11 protein-coding genes, 1 tRNA gene, 1 other RNA gene and 2 pseudogenes are annotated in these 17438 nt (G+C 39.8%); 8 read left to right on the plus strand and 7 right to left on the minus strand.

The window, feature by feature from the left end:
- Window positions 1-298, plus strand: a pseudogene (locus tag HMPREF2813_RS06150) (transposase); the annotation flags it as partial.
- Between the two features lie 83 nt (window positions 299-381).
- Here the strand turns inward: HMPREF2813_RS06150 and ssrA are convergent.
- Window positions 382-747, minus strand: a transfer-messenger RNA (tmRNA) gene (gene ssrA, locus HMPREF2813_RS06155).
- Window positions 748-1175: 428 nt separating this feature from the next.
- Here ssrA and HMPREF2813_RS06160 point away from each other — a divergent pair.
- From HMPREF2813_RS06160 to infB, 4 genes are all read left to right on the plus strand, one after another.
- Window positions 1176-1252: transfer RNA gene (locus HMPREF2813_RS06160), tRNA-Met, on the plus strand.
- A gap of 221 nt (window positions 1253-1473) precedes the next feature.
- Complete coding sequence (rimP, locus tag HMPREF2813_RS06165) at window positions 1474-1929, plus strand: ribosome maturation factor RimP (protein ID WP_005687287.1); 456 nt, start codon at window positions 1474-1476, stop codon at window positions 1927-1929.
- 16 nt (window positions 1930-1945) lie between these two features.
- Window positions 1946-3433 carry a transcription termination factor NusA gene (gene nusA, locus HMPREF2813_RS06170; RefSeq protein ID WP_005652909.1) on the plus strand — a complete coding sequence of 496 codons (1488 nt, stop codon included), beginning with the start codon at window positions 1946-1948 and terminating at the stop codon, window positions 3431-3433.
- Window positions 3434-3444: 11 nt separating this feature from the next.
- Window positions 3445-5964, plus strand: a complete 2520-nt coding sequence (gene infB, locus HMPREF2813_RS06175) for a translation initiation factor IF-2 (RefSeq protein ID WP_005687285.1) — start codon at window positions 3445-3447, stop codon at window positions 5962-5964.
- Between the two features lie 78 nt (window positions 5965-6042).
- Here the strand turns inward: infB and HMPREF2813_RS06180 are convergent, their stop codons facing one another.
- The 4 genes and pseudogenes from HMPREF2813_RS06180 to HMPREF2813_RS06195 all read right to left on the minus strand — a co-directional run bounded on the left by HMPREF2813_RS06180 (window position 6043) and on the right by HMPREF2813_RS06195 (window position 13321).
- Complete coding sequence (locus HMPREF2813_RS06180) at window positions 6043-9207, minus strand: type I restriction endonuclease subunit R (RefSeq protein ID WP_070647013.1); 3165 nt, start codon at window positions 9205-9207, stop codon at window positions 6043-6045.
- Between the two features lies 1 nt (window position 9208).
- The gene (locus HMPREF2813_RS06185; RefSeq protein WP_005687283.1) at window positions 9209-10246 is read right to left on the minus strand and encodes an SIR2 family protein; all 1038 of its coding nucleotides are present in this window, start codon (window positions 10244-10246) and stop codon (window positions 9209-9211) included.
- Window positions 10236-11639: a restriction endonuclease subunit S gene (locus HMPREF2813_RS06190; RefSeq protein WP_005687281.1), complete on the minus strand. Its 1404-nt coding sequence runs from the start codon at window positions 11637-11639 to the stop codon at window positions 10236-10238. Before HMPREF2813_RS06190 ends, HMPREF2813_RS06185 begins: the two co-directional genes overlap by 11 nt.
- A pseudogene (locus HMPREF2813_RS06195) lies at window positions 11632-13321 on the minus strand (type I restriction-modification system subunit M). Before HMPREF2813_RS06195 ends, HMPREF2813_RS06190 begins: the two are co-directional and overlap by 8 nt.
- A gap of 160 nt (window positions 13322-13481) precedes the next feature.
- On the opposite strand from HMPREF2813_RS06195, the gene rbfA reads away from it, so the two are divergent.
- From rbfA to tyrA, 3 genes are all read left to right on the plus strand, one after another.
- Complete coding sequence (gene rbfA, locus HMPREF2813_RS06200) at window positions 13482-13868, plus strand: 30S ribosome-binding factor RbfA (RefSeq protein ID WP_005628626.1); 387 nt, start codon at window positions 13482-13484, stop codon at window positions 13866-13868.
- Window positions 13868-14788: a tRNA pseudouridine(55) synthase TruB gene (gene truB / locus HMPREF2813_RS06205; RefSeq protein WP_005687277.1), complete on the plus strand. Its 921-nt coding sequence runs from the start codon at window positions 13868-13870 to the stop codon at window positions 14786-14788. The genes rbfA and truB overlap by 1 nt, the downstream gene beginning before the upstream one ends.
- An 88-nt stretch (window positions 14789-14876) precedes the next feature.
- Window positions 14877-16001: a bifunctional chorismate mutase/prephenate dehydrogenase gene (tyrA, locus tag HMPREF2813_RS06210; protein WP_005687274.1), complete on the plus strand. Its 1125-nt coding sequence runs from the start codon at window positions 14877-14879 to the stop codon at window positions 15999-16001.
- Window positions 16002-16033: 32 nt separating this feature from the next.
- Here tyrA and queF read toward each other — a convergent pair whose 3' ends face one another.
- Complete coding sequence (gene queF / locus HMPREF2813_RS06215; protein ID WP_005687273.1) at window positions 16034-16873, minus strand: NADPH-dependent 7-cyano-7-deazaguanine reductase QueF; 840 nt, start codon at window positions 16871-16873, stop codon at window positions 16034-16036.
- Between the two features lie 126 nt (window positions 16874-16999).
- The coding region (locus HMPREF2813_RS06220) for a DUF2310 family Zn-ribbon-containing protein (RefSeq protein ID WP_070647011.1) at window positions 17000-17438 on the minus strand (439 nt) is incomplete at its 5' end.

Here is a 17438-nt window from a genome sequence, read left to right on the forward strand (position 1 = left end):
ACCGATTTTACATTCCGACCAAGGTTGGCAGTATCAGATGATAGGTTATCAAAACATACTCAGGGAGAATGGCATTTAACAAAGTATGTCAAGGAAGGGGAATTGTTTAGATAACAGTGCGATGGAAAGCTTCTTTGGATGATTAAAAACGGAATGTTATTACGGCAAACGATTTGAAACGTTCGAACAACTGGAAAAAACGATTCATGAATATATTCATTATTACAACCATGAGCGCATTCAGGGGAAACCAAAATGGCTGAGTCCTGTGAATGACATAGCTCAGCCCTTGAACTAAATAAGTCTAATTTTTTGGAGAAGGTCAATTCCAGTAAAATCAAGGCTTTGTAATGTCTTATAGTGATGTATGATTTTGGTTTTTGGTGGAGCTGGGGGGAGTTGAACCCCCGTCCGAAATTACTCTACCTTCAGTACTACACGTTTAGTCTCGTCTTTAATTTCACTTAAGCATGCGGACAGACACGCTAAACTTAAGCTAGTTTGATTCAATTTAGTGCTTCGATCCTCAAACGGTGGCTTCCACACGATCTCGTTTTGGTTTGACTCCGCGTTATCCCCGTCTTACGAGCGGAAGCTGGAGCGCGAAGGCTAAATGCAGGTTATTAAGCTGCTAAAGCGTATTGTTCGTCGTTTGCGACTATTTTTTTGCGGTTTATTTACGAGGCCTACCGCACCTCGACGTGCACCTTGGGCTTTGCTAATCCCGTCGAATCCAGAATCAGCCCCAAAATTGCGTGTTAGTCTAACAAAAAAAGAAAGGTAGGGAAAGTCGAGATTGATTGAATTTTTGTATGAAAGCTAGAATAACCTTAAATATTGTCTATTTATTATTGGCTTATTACCTTATTAACAATTCATCTCTAAATTGATTGGAGACGATCATTGATTTTTTATGGCAGGGAGGCTTGATAATGGCGTTAATTAATTGGCATTATTTCACGCTTTATTTTTGATGATAGGAGCTATAGATTTGTAAATTATGGCAAAATTAAAGATATTTACGAATTCCTAAAAATATAACACAGCATATATGCTATAATTAGCTCCTAAACTTTTTGGAAAATGTTATCTTATTCTAGTATTTATCATCAATGATTTTATAAAATTTCTTGCATATTAAATTTTTATCACTATAATGTGGCACATATTTCGGACGCGGGGTGGAGCAGCTTGGTAGCTCGTCGGGCTCATAACCCGAAGGTCGTTGGTTCAAATCCAGCCCCCGCAACCAATAATAAGTTCAGTAAAAGAACCCCAGTTTTGGGGTTTTTTTCTATAAGAAATTTAGTAACTGGGCTTAGGTTCTTATGAACCTAACCCTTTTTTTATGCCTGAGATTTAATAAACTATCTTCTTACTATTACTAAAATAGAGGGATAAGTATTGTTTAGGATAAGGTTTCATAAGGTTATGATATAGTGCGGTGAATTACACCCTATATAGGAGTAGAAATTGGCTACATTAGAACAAAATTTACAAGAAATGCTACAAGATGCGGTAGAGGATTTAGGCTGTGAATTGTGGGGAATTGAGTGTCAGCGCATGGGTCGTTTTATGACAGTTCGTTTATTTATAGATAAAGATGGTGGTGTGACAGTTGATGATTGTGCTGATGTAAGTCGTCAAGTGAGCGCAATTTTAGACGTGGAAGATCCAATTGCGGATAAATATAATCTAGAAGTGTCGTCACCCGGTTTAGATCGTCCGCTATTTACCTTGCCGCAATTTGAACGCTATATTGGGCAAGATATCGCTGTGCATTTGCGAATTCCAGTGATGGAACGCCGTAAATGGCAAGGTAAGTTAGAGCGTATTGAAAAGGATATGATTACTTTAATCGTTGATGATCAAGAACAAATTTTAGTCTTCGGAAACATTCAAAAAGCGAATGTTGTTGCAAAATTTTAAAAGGAGAAAAAGAGAAATGAGTAAAGAAATTTTACTGGCGGCGGAAGCTGTATCCAATGAAAAATTATTACCACGTGAGAAAATTTTTGAAGCATTAGAGAGTGCGATTGCGATTTCTACTAAGAAGAAGTTTGAATATGAAACGGATATTCGCGTTTCAATTAATCCCAAAACAGGAGAATTTGATACTTTTCGCCGTTGGTTAGTCGTAGATGAAGTAAAAGTACCAACGAAGGAAATTACTTTGGAAGCGGCGCAATTTGATGATCCAAATTTGCAACTTGGAGAGTATGTAGAAGATCAAATTGAATCTATTGCATTTGACCGTATTGCAATGCAAACAGCACGTCAAGTTATTAGCACTAAAATTCGTGAAGCCGAACGTGCAAAAGTGGTTGAACAATTTCGTGAAGAAGAAGGAAAAATTGTAACAGGCACTGTAAAAAAAGTAAGTCGAGACAGTATTATTTTAGATCTTGGCAATAAAGCGGAAGCGATGATTGCACGTGAAGATATGTTACCACGTGAAAACTTCCGTCCGGGAGATCGTGTTCGTGGGGTGCTTTATAAAGTAAATCCTGAAGGCAAAACTGCACAATTATTTGTGACACGTTCTAAACCAGAAATGTTGATCGAATTATTCCGTATTGAAGTGCCTGAAATTGGCGAAGAAATGATTGAAATTCGTGGTGCAGCTCGTGATGCTGGCTCTCGCGCTAAAATTGCAGTGAAATCAAATGATAAGCGAATTGATCCAGTTGGTGCTTGTGTAGGAATGCGTGGTGCGCGTGTTCAAGCCATTACCAATGAACTTGGTGGTGAGCGTGTAGATATCGTGCTTTGGGATGATAATCCAGCACAATTTGTGATTAATGCGATGGCGCCTGCGGATGTTTCTTCTATTATCGTTGATGAAGATAATCATTCTATGGATATTGCTGTTGAAGCTGATAATCTTGCTCAAGCCATTGGTCGTAATGGTCAAAACGTGCGTTTAGCAACACAATTAACAGGTTGGACACTAAACGTAATGACGACTGATGAGTTAAATGCTAAGCATCAAGCAGAAGATAACAAAGTGTTAAATTTATTTATTAACGCATTAGAACTTGATGAAGAATTTGCTCAAATCCTTGTAGAAGAAGGCTTCACAAGTTTAGAAGAAATTGCTTATGTGCCAATGAATGAATTGACAGCAATTGATGGTTTGGAAGATGAAGATCTTGTTGAAGAACTTCAAACTCGTGCTAAAAATGCGATTACAGCCGCAGCAGTAGCTGAAGAAGAGGCATTGAAAAAAGCAAATATTGAAGATCGCTTATTGAATTTAGATGGTATGAATCGCCATGTGGCATTCAGATTAGCTGAAAAACAAATTACTACTCTCGAAGAACTCGCCGAACAGGGTGTAGATGATTTAGCAGATATTGAAGAATTAACAGCAGAACAGGCAGCAGATTTAATTATGGCTGCACGTAATATCTGTTGGTTTGGCGAAGAATAAGGAGAGTAGTAATGACTGAAGATGTTAAGGCTGATGCGCCAAAAAAATTAAGCATTCAACGCAGAACAAAAACAACAGTGAGCAGCACCACAACTGGCGGTAAAAGCAAAGAAGTACAAGTAGAAGTACGTAAAAAACGCACAGTAAAAACTGATATTGCTCAACAAGAAGAAGCAAAATTAAAAGCACAGCAAGAAGCGGAAGCGAAAAAAATTGCTGAACAAAAAGCAATAGAAGAAAAAGCTCGTTTAGAAGCTGAAAAAGTGGCAGCTAAGAAAGAAGCTGATGAAAAAGTGAAAGCTGAAACTGCTAAGCCAGTAAAAAGTGCGGTAGATTCTAAAGTGAAATCTGTTGATCCTGAAAAAGAGAAACGTAAAGCAGAAGAAGCAGAACTTCGTCGTAAAGCTGAAGAATTAGCTCGTCAAAAAGCAGAAGAACAAGCTCGTCGTGCAGCAGAAGAAGCGAAACGTTATGCTGAAGCAGATGATTCAGACAATGAATCTTCTTCAGAAGACTATTCTGATTACAATCTAAGTTCAAGATATGCACTTGAAGCAGAAGATGAAGAAGATCGTCGTAATGAAAATCGTGGCCGTGGCAAAAATAAAGTAGCGAAAGCGAAAAAAGGCGGTCGCGACGATGAAAATAGCAAAAACTCGAAAAACGAGCGCGAATCTAATCGTAAAAATCAAAAAGACGCTAAGTTTGGTAAAGGTAAAAATGGCAAAAAAGGTGCCGCACTTCAACAAGCCTTTACTAAACCTGCTCAAGTAGTTAAATCGGATGTAGTCATTGGAGAAACCATTACGGTTGCAGAACTTGCGAATAAGATGGCGGTAAAAGCTACAGAGATCATCAAAATGATGATGAAGATGGGCGAAATGGTTACTATCAACCAAGTTATCGACCAAGAAACCGCTCAATTAGTAGCAGAAGAACTTGGTCATAAAGTGATTCTTCGTAATGAAAATGAGCTTGAAGAAGCGGTATTAGGCGATCGTGATGTAAACGCAGAAAAAGTAACCCGTGCGCCAGTTGTAACCATCATGGGTCACGTTGATCATGGTAAAACCTCTTTACTTGACTATATTCGTAAAGCGAAAGTTGCTGCAGGCGAAGCGGGTGGTATTACTCAACATATCGGTGCGTATCACGTAGAAATGGATGATGGCAAAATGATCACCTTCTTGGATACGCCAGGACACGCAGCGTTTACTTCTATGCGTGCACGTGGTGCAAAAGCAACAGATATCGTTGTTCTTGTTGTTGCGGCCGATGATGGTGTGATGCCTCAAACTATCGAAGCGATTCAACACGCAAAAGCAGCGGGTGCACCTTTAGTGGTTGCAGTAAATAAAATCGATAAACCAGAAGCAAATCTAGATCGTGTTGAGCAAGAATTATTACAACATGATGTCATTTCTGAGAAATTCGGTGGTGATGTGCAATTCGTTCCTGTATCGGCGAAGAAAGGTACAGGGGTTGATGATTTATTAGATGCAATCTTACTTCAATCTGAAGTGCTTGAATTGACCGCTGTAAAAGACGGCATGGCAAGTGGTGTAGTCATTGAATCTTACTTGGATAAAGGTCGTGGCCCTGTGGCAACTATCTTGGTTCAATCAGGTACACTACGTAAAGGCGACATCGTACTTTGTGGTTTTGAATATGGCCGTGTGCGCGCAATGCGTGATGAAAACGGGAAAGAAGTGGATGAAGCAGGGCCTTCAATTCCAGTTGAATTATTAGGTCTTTCAGGTGTGCCTGCAGCAGGTGATGAAGCAACCGTTGTACGTGATGAGAAAAAAGCACGTGAAGTGGCGTTATATCGTCAAGGTAAATTCCGTGAAGTGAAATTAGCTCGTCAGCAAAAAGCGAAACTTGAAAATATGTTTAGCAATATGTCTGAAGGCGATGTGGCTGAATTGAACGTTATTGTGAAAGCGGATGTACAAGGCTCTGTAGAAGCGATTGTTCAAGCGTTAAATGAACTTTCTACTAATGAAGTAAAAGTTAAAGTTGTTGGTTCAGGTGTAGGTGGTATTACTGAAACTGATGCAACTTTAGCTACCGCATCTAATGCCATCATTGTTGGCTTTAATGTTCGAGCGGATGCAACAGCTCGTCGTGTCATTGAAGCTGAAAACATTGATTTACGTTACTACTCAATCATTTATGAATTATTGAATGAAATTAAAGCAGCAATGAGCGGTATGTTAGAGCCTGAATTTAAACAAGAAATTATTGGCTTAGCTGAAGTTCGTGATGTATTCCGTCATCCGAAATTTGGTGCAATCGCAGGTTGTATGGTAACCGAGGGTGTAGTGAAACGTAACAACCCAATCCGTGTATTACGTGACAACGTCGTTATCTTTGAAGGGGAATTAGAATCTCTTCGCCGTTTCAAAGACGATGTATCTGAAGTTCGTAACGGTATGGAATGTGGTATCGGCGTGAAAAACTACAATGATGTAAAAGTCGGCGACCAAATTGAGGTATTTGAAGTGGTTGAAGTTAAACGTTCGATTTAATCTTTAACAAAATAAAGGGCGGTTAAAAATCATAGTGTTTTTAATCGCCCTTTTGTTATTAAATAAACCGCATCAAAATTATAAACCAGTTAAATCCTCAGCAATTTCTTCAGCTTGTTTAATCACATAAGTTATCGCTTCTTCCTGTTTATCGGGTGGATATTTGTAGCGTTGTAGTGCGCGTTTAACGAGAATACGCATTTTTGCCCGCACCGCTTCTTTGTACTGCCAGTCGATTGTGACCGATTTTCTAAGTGTTTCCGTGATTTCTTTCGCCAGTTTAGAAAGCACTTCATCACCCATCAAATCTTTTGCACTTTGATTTTGAGATAGAGCTTCATAGAAGGCTAGTTCTTCCTTGGTTAATCCTAGTTTTTTCCCTAATGCTAAACGTTCTTGGAAATCTTGGCTCATTTTAAAGAGTTCGTCCAAAATCTCTACCACAGTCAAATTGTGATTGTGGTATTGATTCAATGCTTCCTTCAAACGCCGTTCAAAATCTTTTTGCAATGTTAAGTTTGTGCCTGATTTAACTTTAATTTCACTTGCTAAATAACGTTCCATTGCCGTAACCCATAAATTTTTAGTCGGGCTATTTTTTACAGTTTGTAAAAATTCCTCGGAAAGCAAGCTAATTTGTGGTTGTGGTTTTTCTAGCAGATCAAATAAATCAATCACGCCTTCAGAATACACAGTTTGATTAACCAATTTTTTCAATAAAATCTGTCTTTCATTTGTGCCTGTGCCTTTTTGTTCACGTTTAGTTAAAATTGCCCGTACGGCATCATAAAAGGCGATTTCTTGGTTATACGGCTCAACTTCAGCCAATGTGCCGCACAGCATATAGCCTTTTTTTACCAAGCCTGCCGCTTTCAAAAAGGCTTTTTTGCGTGGTTCGGTTTCTTTTTTATTAAACCAATGCTGCTCGTGCGCTTTGCCATCAAACGATAATTGATCAAGGCTTAAAATATGGTTGGCGGCAAAACGAATCGCCATCAAAAGATCATTCGGATTATCTTTTTCTAAGACCGTCTGAACATCAAAGGTTTTCCCCTCAACTGGCGTTGCAAACAGGCTGCGGATAACTTCTAAATGCTCTTTCATTTTAAAGAATACATCAATCACGCTATCAGCCAGTTTGCCCTTGCCTTGTGAGTTTGTATATTGCCGAGTGGCTTTTTCGAGCTCGTCAGCAATGCCTACATAATCCACAATCAAGCCGCCATTTTCTCGGCTTTTATTGCGGAATACACGGTTTACTCGTGCGATGGCTTGCATTAGGTTATGCCCCTTCATTGGCTTATCAAGATACATAGTGTTACAGCACGGTGCATCAAAGCCTGTCAGCCACATATCACGCACAATCACCACCTTCAGCGGATCGTTCGGGTCTTTAAAGCGGCGTTCTAGCGTTTGTTTTTCCTGCTTACTGTAAACGTGTTTCTGCATTTCAGACGCATCGGAAGCAGAACCTGTCATCACAATTTTAATCGCCCCTTCGTTGATATTGTCCGAATGCCATTCAGGGCGCAATTTGATGATTTCATTGTATAAGTCCACGCAAATCTGACGGCTGGAAACCACCATCATCGCTTTGCTGTCAACCACTTCATTGCGTTTTGCAAAATGTTGCACAAAATCGATCGCTAAATCATGCAATCGTGCTTCTGAGCCGAACAATTTTTCTCGCAAGCGTAATTTCGGGTTTTCTTCGCCTTCCAGCAGTTCATCAATTTCTGCAAATAATTCATCGTGATTAGCATTCTCCGCTAGCTTGATTTGGCGTGCTTCATACACAATCGGCACAGTTGCACCATCTTCCACCGCATCTTGCAAGTCATAAATGGACACATAACGACCGAACACATCTTGCGTGTCCTTATCTTCAAGGCTAATTGGCGTACCTGTAAAACCAATAAACGAGGCATTAGGTAAAGCATCACGCAAATGGCGAGCATAACCTGTCTGAAACTTGCCGTTATGCAGCTTTTGCGTAAAGCCATATTGGCTGCGGTGAGCCTCATCGCTGATCACAATAATATTGTTGCGCTCATTTAAAATAGGGAAGCGGCTTTCTTCCTCATTTAGGGCGAATTTCTGAATCGTGGTAAAAAATACGTCGCCGACTTCATTTTGTGCGAGCAGTTGGCGCAGTTGATCACGGTCTTCCACTTGTTGCGGTGTTTGCTTGATTAAATCTTTGCCTGAAGAAAAGGTTTGGAAGAGCTGACCGTCTAAATCGTTGCGGTCGGTAACCACTACAATGGTAGGATTTTTCAATTCAGGCTGTGCAAGCAGTTTGCCTGCATAAAACAGCATCGAAATCGACTTGCCCGAACCCTGCGTATGCCACATCACACCAATGCGTTTATCGCCTTGCTCGCTTGTGGCAAAAATCGTGGATTCTACCGCTTCATTTACGCCGTAATATTGATACGCCGCGATTTTTTTAATGGTTTTGCCAACGGAATCCCGTTCAAACAAGACGAAATAGCGGATATAGTCGAGTAAATCCTTAGGCTGCAACAGGCCATTAAGCAGGCTTTGCAACTCATCGTCAAAATATAACCGCGCGCTTTTATTTTTTTCATCGACCACTTTCCACGGCGTAAAGCGTTGGAAATCTGCCGAAAGCGAACCCAAACGGGCGACAATGCCGTCTGAAATAATCAGAGCTTGGTTGTAAACAAACAGCTCGGCAATTTCATCTTTATAGGTTTCAAACTGATTAAACGCTTGCAACAAATCCGCCGATTCACGTAGTGGATTTTTGAGCTCAAATACCACCAACGGTAAGCCATTTACAAAGCCGATAATATCGGGAATCCGCTTGCCCCCTTTACGGCTGCGGATTTCCAGCTGATTGACGGCGACAAAACGGTTGTTTCCCCAATGCTCGAAATCCACCAAACGCACCATCTCAATTTTCTGTTCGCCGTTTTGCGTATATTCGACCCGCACGCCATCACGCAGCAGTTTATAAAACGTCTGATTACGCACAACCAAGTCGCCAATATCGCTTTTCGTTGCCGATTTCACTACAGAATCAACCGCACTTTCAGGCAGCTGAGGATTAAGTTTACGCACCGCCTCACGCAGTTGCTCAACAAAGACTACGCCGCTCAAATCGCCACGGGCAAACTTGCCCTCATGAACAGGCAAGTCTTTACCATAGCGATATTCCCAACCGAGGGATTGCAGGCGCTGAAGAGTGAGTTGTTCTATGTCGTTTTCGTTGAGCATTTTATTGTTCTCCATCATTTAATAATTCCAGCAAGGCTTCAATGCTTTCATCATGATCGCCATCATACCAAATTGGGAAAATATTGGATTTTTGAAGTACTTTTCTGCGAGTTGTTCGTTCTTTATCGGATAAGTTTTCACAAGATAAAAAAGCATAGTGTTTAGGTAGATTATCTTTGCCTCGTTCTTCGACAATTTCTGCCATACATTGCAATGTTCGATCTTTATCTAGACTACAACCTAAAAATAGCAAAGATTGAGAAAATAATGATTCCATTACACAGGTTTTGAGAATATTGTGTTCAGAATAATGTTTTTGATAATCATCTTGGGTTAGTACTCTTTTATTTTTACTGATAAATGAACCGTATAGTTTTAAAAGAATACGATAGCCTTCTCCAAATAATTTTTTAAACTCTTCAGCATCAATACCAAATAGTACTTGATCAAAATGAATATCTTGATCTGCATATATTTGTTTAAGCAAATCATCGTAATTTGTTGTAATTATGGTTTCTTTAAAAAATTCAGGTAGTCTACATATAATCCCTTGTAGTTCTCCAAGATTTAGAGATTTACCAAATTGATTTTCTAAATGTTCGTGTAGATGACTTTCATCTACATCACATAATAATTGTGCAGCTTCTTCGTATTCTCCTTTATGAATATATTCTTCAAAAGAAGAGAGTTCTGCTCCTGATTCTTTTTGTACTTCATAAAGAAAATCTTTCCATGATGGAAATCCTGAAGGCATAGAAAGCCCCGCACCAATAAATGGAGTTAGTTTCTTTCTTCTAAAGATTTCTTTTAGCTTATGGAATCGTTGTTTATTATCTGCAATTTCTAAAATCTGATTAGCAGTATCAATTGCTTGTTGTTTACGTTGGTTTTTCCAGTCTTGAAAGGCTAATTCATAAGTTTCAGGTTCTAGTTTAGATAAAATTTGGTCCCGAAGAAAAACACTTCCTCTGATAACTATCTCTTCTCCTTCTGAATTTAATTCTTCAATGAAAAGACGCTCTAAATAATTATTTTTCATCAATCTCTCCACTCAATAATTGAGGCAATAATAAATCTCTTGATTTCTCAGTCAAAAGATTTTCTTTTTGATTGATAAGTTGTTTATTGAGTAAAGAGTTAAAAATTAAAATTGCTTTATGATCAAAATTAATTGGTAGGAAAATCTTGATATTTCTTACCACCTCTAAACTAATGTTTGCTTGTACACCCTGAATGACTTTGGACAGTATATCTTTTTGGTTTTTTCTACTTTTTAAAAATGTAGATATTATTCCGACTAAATTATCGTTATAGAGTCTAATAAAAGAAATTGCTTGGTTTGTATTAGCATTTTCTAATTCATTAGGAACAATAGCGACACGTCCAATAGTTCCTGCAATAGATATTAAAATATCATTCTTATGTAATATTGAGCGTTTAAGTTCAGTTGAACTTATTTTTTCAGGAATTTGTTCCACTTGATTGATAAGAATCTGACCCGACTCACTTATATCTTTTACCTTAATGAAAGGAACGGTTTCTTTTGAATCACAACTACTCAATGATGATTTTTTAGGTGTTGTTCCTTTTGATACTACCGAAGATAATTCCCTTAAGGAAAAACATTCCCACCCCTTCGGCACTTCAACCCCATCAACCCCATCAACCTCCACCATCTCACACGGAAACGCTTTGGCGGTTTCGGCTAATTCGGCGTAGTGTTCAGGCTGTGTTTGTGAAAGTGCGGTCAGTTCTTCGGGTGTTTTTCCACTGATTGTCTGCATGGCGGCAAGTTCCGCTTGTTCAAGACTCAGGCCGTCTGAAAGGGCTTGGACTTTGGTACGCACGGGATCAAAATCGACAAACCAGCTTTTAAACAGGGCTTGGGCGATTTGTTCCAAGGTTTGGTTGATTTGGGTGTTGAGTTGGATTTTTTTATCTAATGATGAAAGTTGCTCAATCGTATTTTGCAAATGCTCTTCGCTATTAGGCTTTAAAATAGGAAGGTTTCTTAATTCACCTAAAGGAATGTATTGTTGAGTTGTTCCTCTTAATCTATCTTTTATCAGATTTTGGGTAATTGGGCTTTTCAGATAATAATAAAGCCATTTGGCTTTTTTAGGATCTGAGTTTTTCAATAAACCAACATTCTTAATTACAAAATCAGGCTCTTTTTCAATCAAAGCAACTTCACCAACGGTCCCTATCATTGAAAGTAAAACATCATTTATATGAACTTGACTTCTTTTATTGATATTTTGAGCATCAGATTCTGAAATAAAATATGCTGACGTTAAATCTAATTTTCCACCAACAATATTTTTAGATGTTACTAATTTAACGCCAAATTCTGTTTTCTTTGGTGAGTCATGGGTTCCATCAGTAACTAAATCACAAAATTCACTTGCAGGGATAAATTCTTGATTATTCATACCCCAATCCCCCTAAATTCTTCTTAATCTCCGCTTCCAATTCCGCACTTTTTGCAAATTGCTCCTTCAAAAGAGCGGTCAGATTTTGCATTTTTTCTGCAAATGGCACGCCGTCGTCTTCTTGTTCTGCGGTGCCGACATAGCGTCCCGGTGTGAGGACGAAGTCGTTGTCTTTAATCTCTTCTAACGTAGTGGATTTGCAGAAAGCGGCTTGGTCTTCGTAGCCATCTGATTTTTGCCAAGCGTGGAGGGTGTTGGCAATTTTGGCGATGTCGTCAGCGGTGAAATCACGCAATACGCGGTCTTTCATGTAGCCAATTTGGCGGGCATCGATAAACAACACTTCGCCTTTACGTTTTTTGTTGCGATTTAAAAACCAAATACAGGCGGGGATTTGGGTGTTGGTAAAGAGCTGGCCGGGCAGGGCAACCATACATTCCACCAAGTTGGCATTGATGATGCCTTTGCGGATTTCGCCTTCGTTGTTGGTTTGGCTACTCATGGAGCCGTTGGCAAGCAACAATGCCATTTTGCCGTTGGGCGAGAGGTGGTAAATCATGTGTTGCAGCCAAGCGAAGTTGGCGTTGCCTTTAGGCGGCGTGCCGTATGCCCAACGTGGATCATCGGCAAGGGATTCGCTCCACCAATCGCTGATGTTGAATGGTGGGTTTGCCATGATGAAATCCATCTTTTTGTCGATGTGTTGTGGCTGGGTGAAACTGTCGGCGTTGTATTTGCCGAAGTCGTAATCAATGCCACGAATCGCCATATTCATGGCGGCAAGTTTCCAAGTGGTGGGGTTGAATTCTTGCCCGTAGATGGAAACGTTGTTGATGTTGCCTTGATGGGCGGTGATAAACGTTCGGTTTGCACGAAAAAGCCGCCGCTGCCCATGGCTGGGTCATACACGCGTCCTGAATAGGGCTCGAGCATTTCGACAATCAGGGAAACGATGGATTTTGGCGTGAAATATTGCCCACCGCGTTTGCCTTCTGCTTGGGCAAAGAGACCGAGGAAGTATTCGTAAACATGCCCGAGAATATCTTTTGCGCCTAAATGTACAGGCTCGCCGTTGTAAGTTGGACGGGTAAAGTGGGTATCGGAGAAGAGGATAATCAGTCCGCGCAGGGTGTCTTCATTTACAGCATAGCCGCTGATGCGTTGGAGTACGCCTTTGAGTTTTTCGTTGTCTTTTTCAATGGCATCGAAGGCATCGTCAATCAAACGTGCCACGCCTGCAAATTTTCCTCCCCAAGGCAATTCTGCCCCAGTGTTGAGAATAGAGACTTCTTGTAAGGCTTGCCAACGTGCAGAAGCTGGCACCCAAAATACGTTATCAGCGGTGTAATAATCACGGTTTTCTAGTTCTGCGGTTAAGGCTTCTTGATATTCTTCTTCAGTATCAAAAAAAGTGCGGTCAAGATAGAGGGGATTTTCAGGTGTGGAGAGTTCCGCCTGAATTTTTTCTTGTTGATGGGTAAAACTATCAGAAATGTATTTTAAGAAGATAAGACCAAGAACGATATGTTTATAGTTTGCGGCATCAAGTTGTTGGCGGAGTTTATCGGCAGATGCCCAAAGTTTTTCATCTAATTCATTTAAAAATGCTTGTTGTAATGTGTGATTTTCATCGACAATCTTGGTCGTCTCGTCTCGTCTCGTCTCGTCTCGCTTGCATAAATTATGCCCTCTGTAAAGTGATTTTTATCGGAAGTTTGAATATTCAAACAAATTATCAGGTGTCATTCTATCGAAAAACAGTATCGGGTTGAAAGGGATTTTTGCGTGCTAAATTCAATGATTTCCAGTAGAATGAGGTGCTTTTATAAATAAGGAATAACTATGGCAAGAGAATTTAAACGTAGCGATCGCGTCGCTCAAGAAATACAAAAAGAAATAGCAGTCATTTTACAACGCGAAGTGAAAGATCCCCGTATTGGGATGGTGACGGTTTCTGATGTGGAAGTATCAAGTGATTTATCTTACGCAAAAATCTTTGTGACTTTTTTATTTGATCACGATGAAACGGCAATTGAGCAAGGCATGAAAGGCTTAGAAAAAGCATCGCCTTATATTCGTTCATTACTAGGCAAAGCGATGCGTTTACGTATTGTGCCAGAGATTCGCTTTATTTACGATCAATCCTTAGTGGAAGGGATGCGTATGTCAAATCTTGTGACAAATGTTGTGCGTGAAGATGAGAAAAAACACGTTGAGGAAAGCAACTAATGTCTAGACCTCGTAAACGCTGGCGTGATGTTGATGGTGTGTTTTTGTTGGATAAACCACAAGGCATGTCATCAAATGACATTATGCAAAAGGTGAAGCGTTTATTTCAAGCGAATAAAGCAGGGCATACAGGTGCGCTCGATCCGTTGGCTACGGGAATGTTGCCAATTTGCTTGGGTGAAGCAACTAAGTTTTCACAATTTTTGCTTGATGCCGATAAGCGTTATCTTGTTACGGCAAAATTAGGCGAACGTACCGATACTTCCGATGCGGAAGGGCAAGTCGTGGAAACTCGTGAAGTTCATGTTGAAACTCCGCAAATTTTGACCGCACTTGAACAATTTCGTGGCGATATTTTGCAAGTGCCGACCATGTTTTCCGCACTAAAACATAACGGTAAACCGCTTTATGAATATGCGCGTCAAGGTATTACGGTTGAGCGTGAGGCACGTCCAATTACGATTTTTGAACTTAATTTTATTGAATATCACGCACCTTTTTTAACCTTAGAAGTACATTGTTCAAAAGGCACTTATATTCGCACCTTAGTCGATGATTTGGGTGAAGTGCTAGGTTGTGGCGCGCATGTGACAATGTTACGCCGCACAGCCGTAGCGGATTACCCCGTAGCAGAAATGATGCCAATCAATGAGTTACAACTGCTCGCTGAAAGTTTTCCATTAAGTGAATTGGATCGTCTATTACTTCCAACCGATACCGCAGTAAGTAAATTGCCCGCTTTGCATTTGGATGTAGAGCAGAGTAAAGCCATTGGTTTTGGTCAGCGAGTGAAATTTGCTAATGAACAGCAATTAAGCGGTCAAGTGCGGTTATTTTCAGCGGAGAATTTATTCTTAGGCGTGGCATTAATCGACGGGAATATTATTCGCCCACAACGATTAATTACACAATCCGCATAACTTCATTGTCTTTCCTGTAAAATTCTAGTAATCTCCTTGTAATTAATTTTTTACAATATATGTAAGATAAACATTACAGGTGAGTTTTATGGAAGCCCTTAAAGATTTACGTTCTGAAATTGATTCGCTTGATCGCGAACTTATCCAACTTTTTGCTAAACGTCTTGAGTTGGTTTCTCAAGTCGGTAAAGTTAAACACCAACATGGATTACCTATTTATGCGCCAGAACGTGAAATAGCAATGCTCCAAGCACGTCGTTTAGAAGCTGAAAAAGCAGGCATTTCAGCCGATTTGATTGAAGATGTTCTACGCCGTTTTATGCGTGAATCCTATGCCAATGAAAACCAATTTGGTTTTAAAACTATCAATTCTGATATTCACAAAATTGTTATTGTGGGTGGCTATGGTAAATTAGGTGGTTTATTTGCCCGTTATTTACGTGCATCTGGCTATCCAATTTCTATTTTAGATCGCGAAGATTGGGCGGTGGCTGAAAGTATTTTAGCGAATGCTGATGTCGTGATCGTTTCCGTCCCCATCAATATTACTTTGGAAACGATTGAGCGACTAAAACCTTATTTAACAGAAAATATGTTGCTTGCAGATTTAACTTCTGTTAAGCGTGAACCGCTAGCGAAAATGCTTGAAGTTCATTCTGGTGCAGTTTTAGGTTTACATCCAATGTTTGGTGCAGATATTGCAAGTATGGCAAAACAAGTGGTTGTACGTTGTGATGGACGTTTTCCTGAACGTTATGAATGGTTACTTGAGCAAATTCAAATTTGGGGCGCAAAAATTTATCAAACCAATGCCACAGAACACGATCACAATATGACTTATATACAAGCCTTGCGCCATTTTTCGACTTTTGCGAATGGTTTACACCTTTCCAAACAGCCCGTTAATCTTGCTAATTTATTGGCGCTTTCTTCTCCTATTTATCGCTTAGAACTTGCGATGATCGGTCGCTTATTTGCGCAAGATGCAGAGCTTTACGCAGATATTATTATGGATAAGCCAGAAAATTTAGCGGTAATTGAAACGCTAAAACAAACTTACGACGAAGCCTTAACTTTCTTTGAAAAGAATGATCGTCAAGGTTTTATTGATGCTTTCCACAAGGTGCGTGACTGGTTTGGCGATTATTCCGAACAATTCTTAAAAGAAAGCCGTCAGCTATTGCAACAGGCAAATGATTTGAAACAAGGGTAGAGAAAAGTGCGGTGAAATTTCACCGCCGTTTTTTACTGTCTCGCTAATCTTAAATTTTCAGGTAAATTCTCAAAATTAGAGCGGAATGGATTAATGTCTAATCCGCCACGACGGGTATAGCGTGCGTAAACGGTGAGTTTTTCTGGTTTTGCGTAGTGCATTAAATCGCAAAAAATACGTTCGACACATTGTTCGTGGAATTCATTATGCTGACGGAACGATACAACGTAACGCAATAATTTTTCCTGATTGATTTTTTTACCAACATAATGAATATGCAAGGTTCCCCAGTCTGGCTGATTGGTAATGAGGCAGTTAGATTTCAATAAATGGCTGACTAATTTTTCTTCGACAATTTCATCCGATACGCAATCTTTCAGCCAATTAGCGTTAAATTCGTAGCTAGTAATTTCAATATCTTGTTCATCAATGCAATCGCCTTGTAAATGCTCAATTTTTTGAGCATCATAAACTGCCACTGGATTTAACCGCACTTTTACATCGCCTTGCGCACATTCGATTAAATCGCGTTGCATAGTTTGTTGAACGGCATTGAAGTCGGTAAATTTGCTTTGGTTAAAGCTATTTAAATAAAGTTTAAAACTTTTTGATTCAATCAAATTTTGGCTTTGATAATCCAGATAAATGTCTGCGATAGCCACTTGCGGTAAGCCTTTTTCGTTGAGCCACGAGATTTCATAAGCCGTCCAAATATCGGCGCCGATAGTAAATGGTTGGTTTTGAGTAATGCCCAATCCATCGCGATTTAACGCACGTGGCACAGGCTGTAATAAAGTGCGGTCATATTGAGAGGCGTATTCCGTTTTTTGACCTAGTTTTAAGGATTTTAAGCTGTTGTCTTGGTAATTCATTTATTTTTCCTTTATATGTTAAACAATAATTTGCCTTCCCTTGCTTGCGGGGGGAAGGTGGCGCGAAGCGTCGGAAGGGGGCTAAGACTTTATCATTCCAACAGAGAGTCGAGGCATGGACTTAAATTACAAAAAATTCCACGATAGATTCGAAACTAATCGACAGGTATCGCATTTAAAATGAAAGGTATCAAAAATCGCATCTTTTAACGCCCAATTTGCACCACAAGAAGGGCAGCAACGGGATTTTTCAGATTCTAAAGATTGCCCACCTACACGATATAAATAATAGTAAGTCGGTATGCCAGTTTCTTTTGCTATTTCTTGAGCTAAATATCGTCCGTGTTTTGAAAGCGTGCTTTGATGATCGGAAATTTCTGCCAAAGATTGTTGTTCTAATACCGCACCATTCATTTGTAGTTGATCGCAGGCTTGCCAATTTTCTTGCCATTTAATCAGATCTTGGCTTAAGTGCGGTTGATTTTTCAACTGTTTATACAACGGAATTGGTGCGAAATTTTCTCCGCTGTGAATTGGCGAGCAACTTTGTAAATGGGTTGTGTAA

The organism is Haemophilus sp. HMSC066A11 (assembly GCF_001811665.1).
In the GTDB taxonomy this organism is placed as follows: Bacteria; Pseudomonadota; Gammaproteobacteria; order Enterobacterales; family Pasteurellaceae; genus Haemophilus; species Haemophilus influenzae.

Coding starts and splice junctions, on each gene's coding strand:
- infB (WP_005687285.1), top strand. CDS start 3,445: ATGACTGAAGATGTTAAGGCTGATGCGCCAAAAAAATTAAGCATTCAA.
- truB (WP_005687277.1), top strand. CDS start 13,868: ATGTCTAGACCTCGTAAACGCTGGCGTGATGTTGATGGTGTGTTTTTG.
- HMPREF2813_RS06190 (WP_005687281.1), bottom strand. CDS start 11,639: ATGAATAATCAAGAATTTATCCCTGCAAGTGAATTTTGTGATTTAGTT.
- rbfA (WP_005628626.1), top strand. CDS start 13,482: ATGGCAAGAGAATTTAAACGTAGCGATCGCGTCGCTCAAGAAATACAA.
- tyrA (WP_005687274.1), top strand. CDS start 14,877: ATGGAAGCCCTTAAAGATTTACGTTCTGAAATTGATTCGCTTGATCGC.
- HMPREF2813_RS06180 (WP_070647013.1), bottom strand. CDS start 9,207: ATGCTCAACGAAAACGACATAGAACAACTCACTCTTCAGCGCCTGCAA.
- queF (WP_005687273.1), bottom strand. CDS start 16,873: ATGAATTACCAAGACAACAGCTTAAAATCCTTAAAACTAGGTCAAAAA.
- nusA (WP_005652909.1), top strand. CDS start 1,946: ATGAGTAAAGAAATTTTACTGGCGGCGGAAGCTGTATCCAATGAAAAA.
- HMPREF2813_RS06185 (WP_005687283.1), bottom strand. CDS start 10,246: ATGAAAAATAATTATTTAGAGCGTCTTTTCATTGAAGAATTAAATTCA.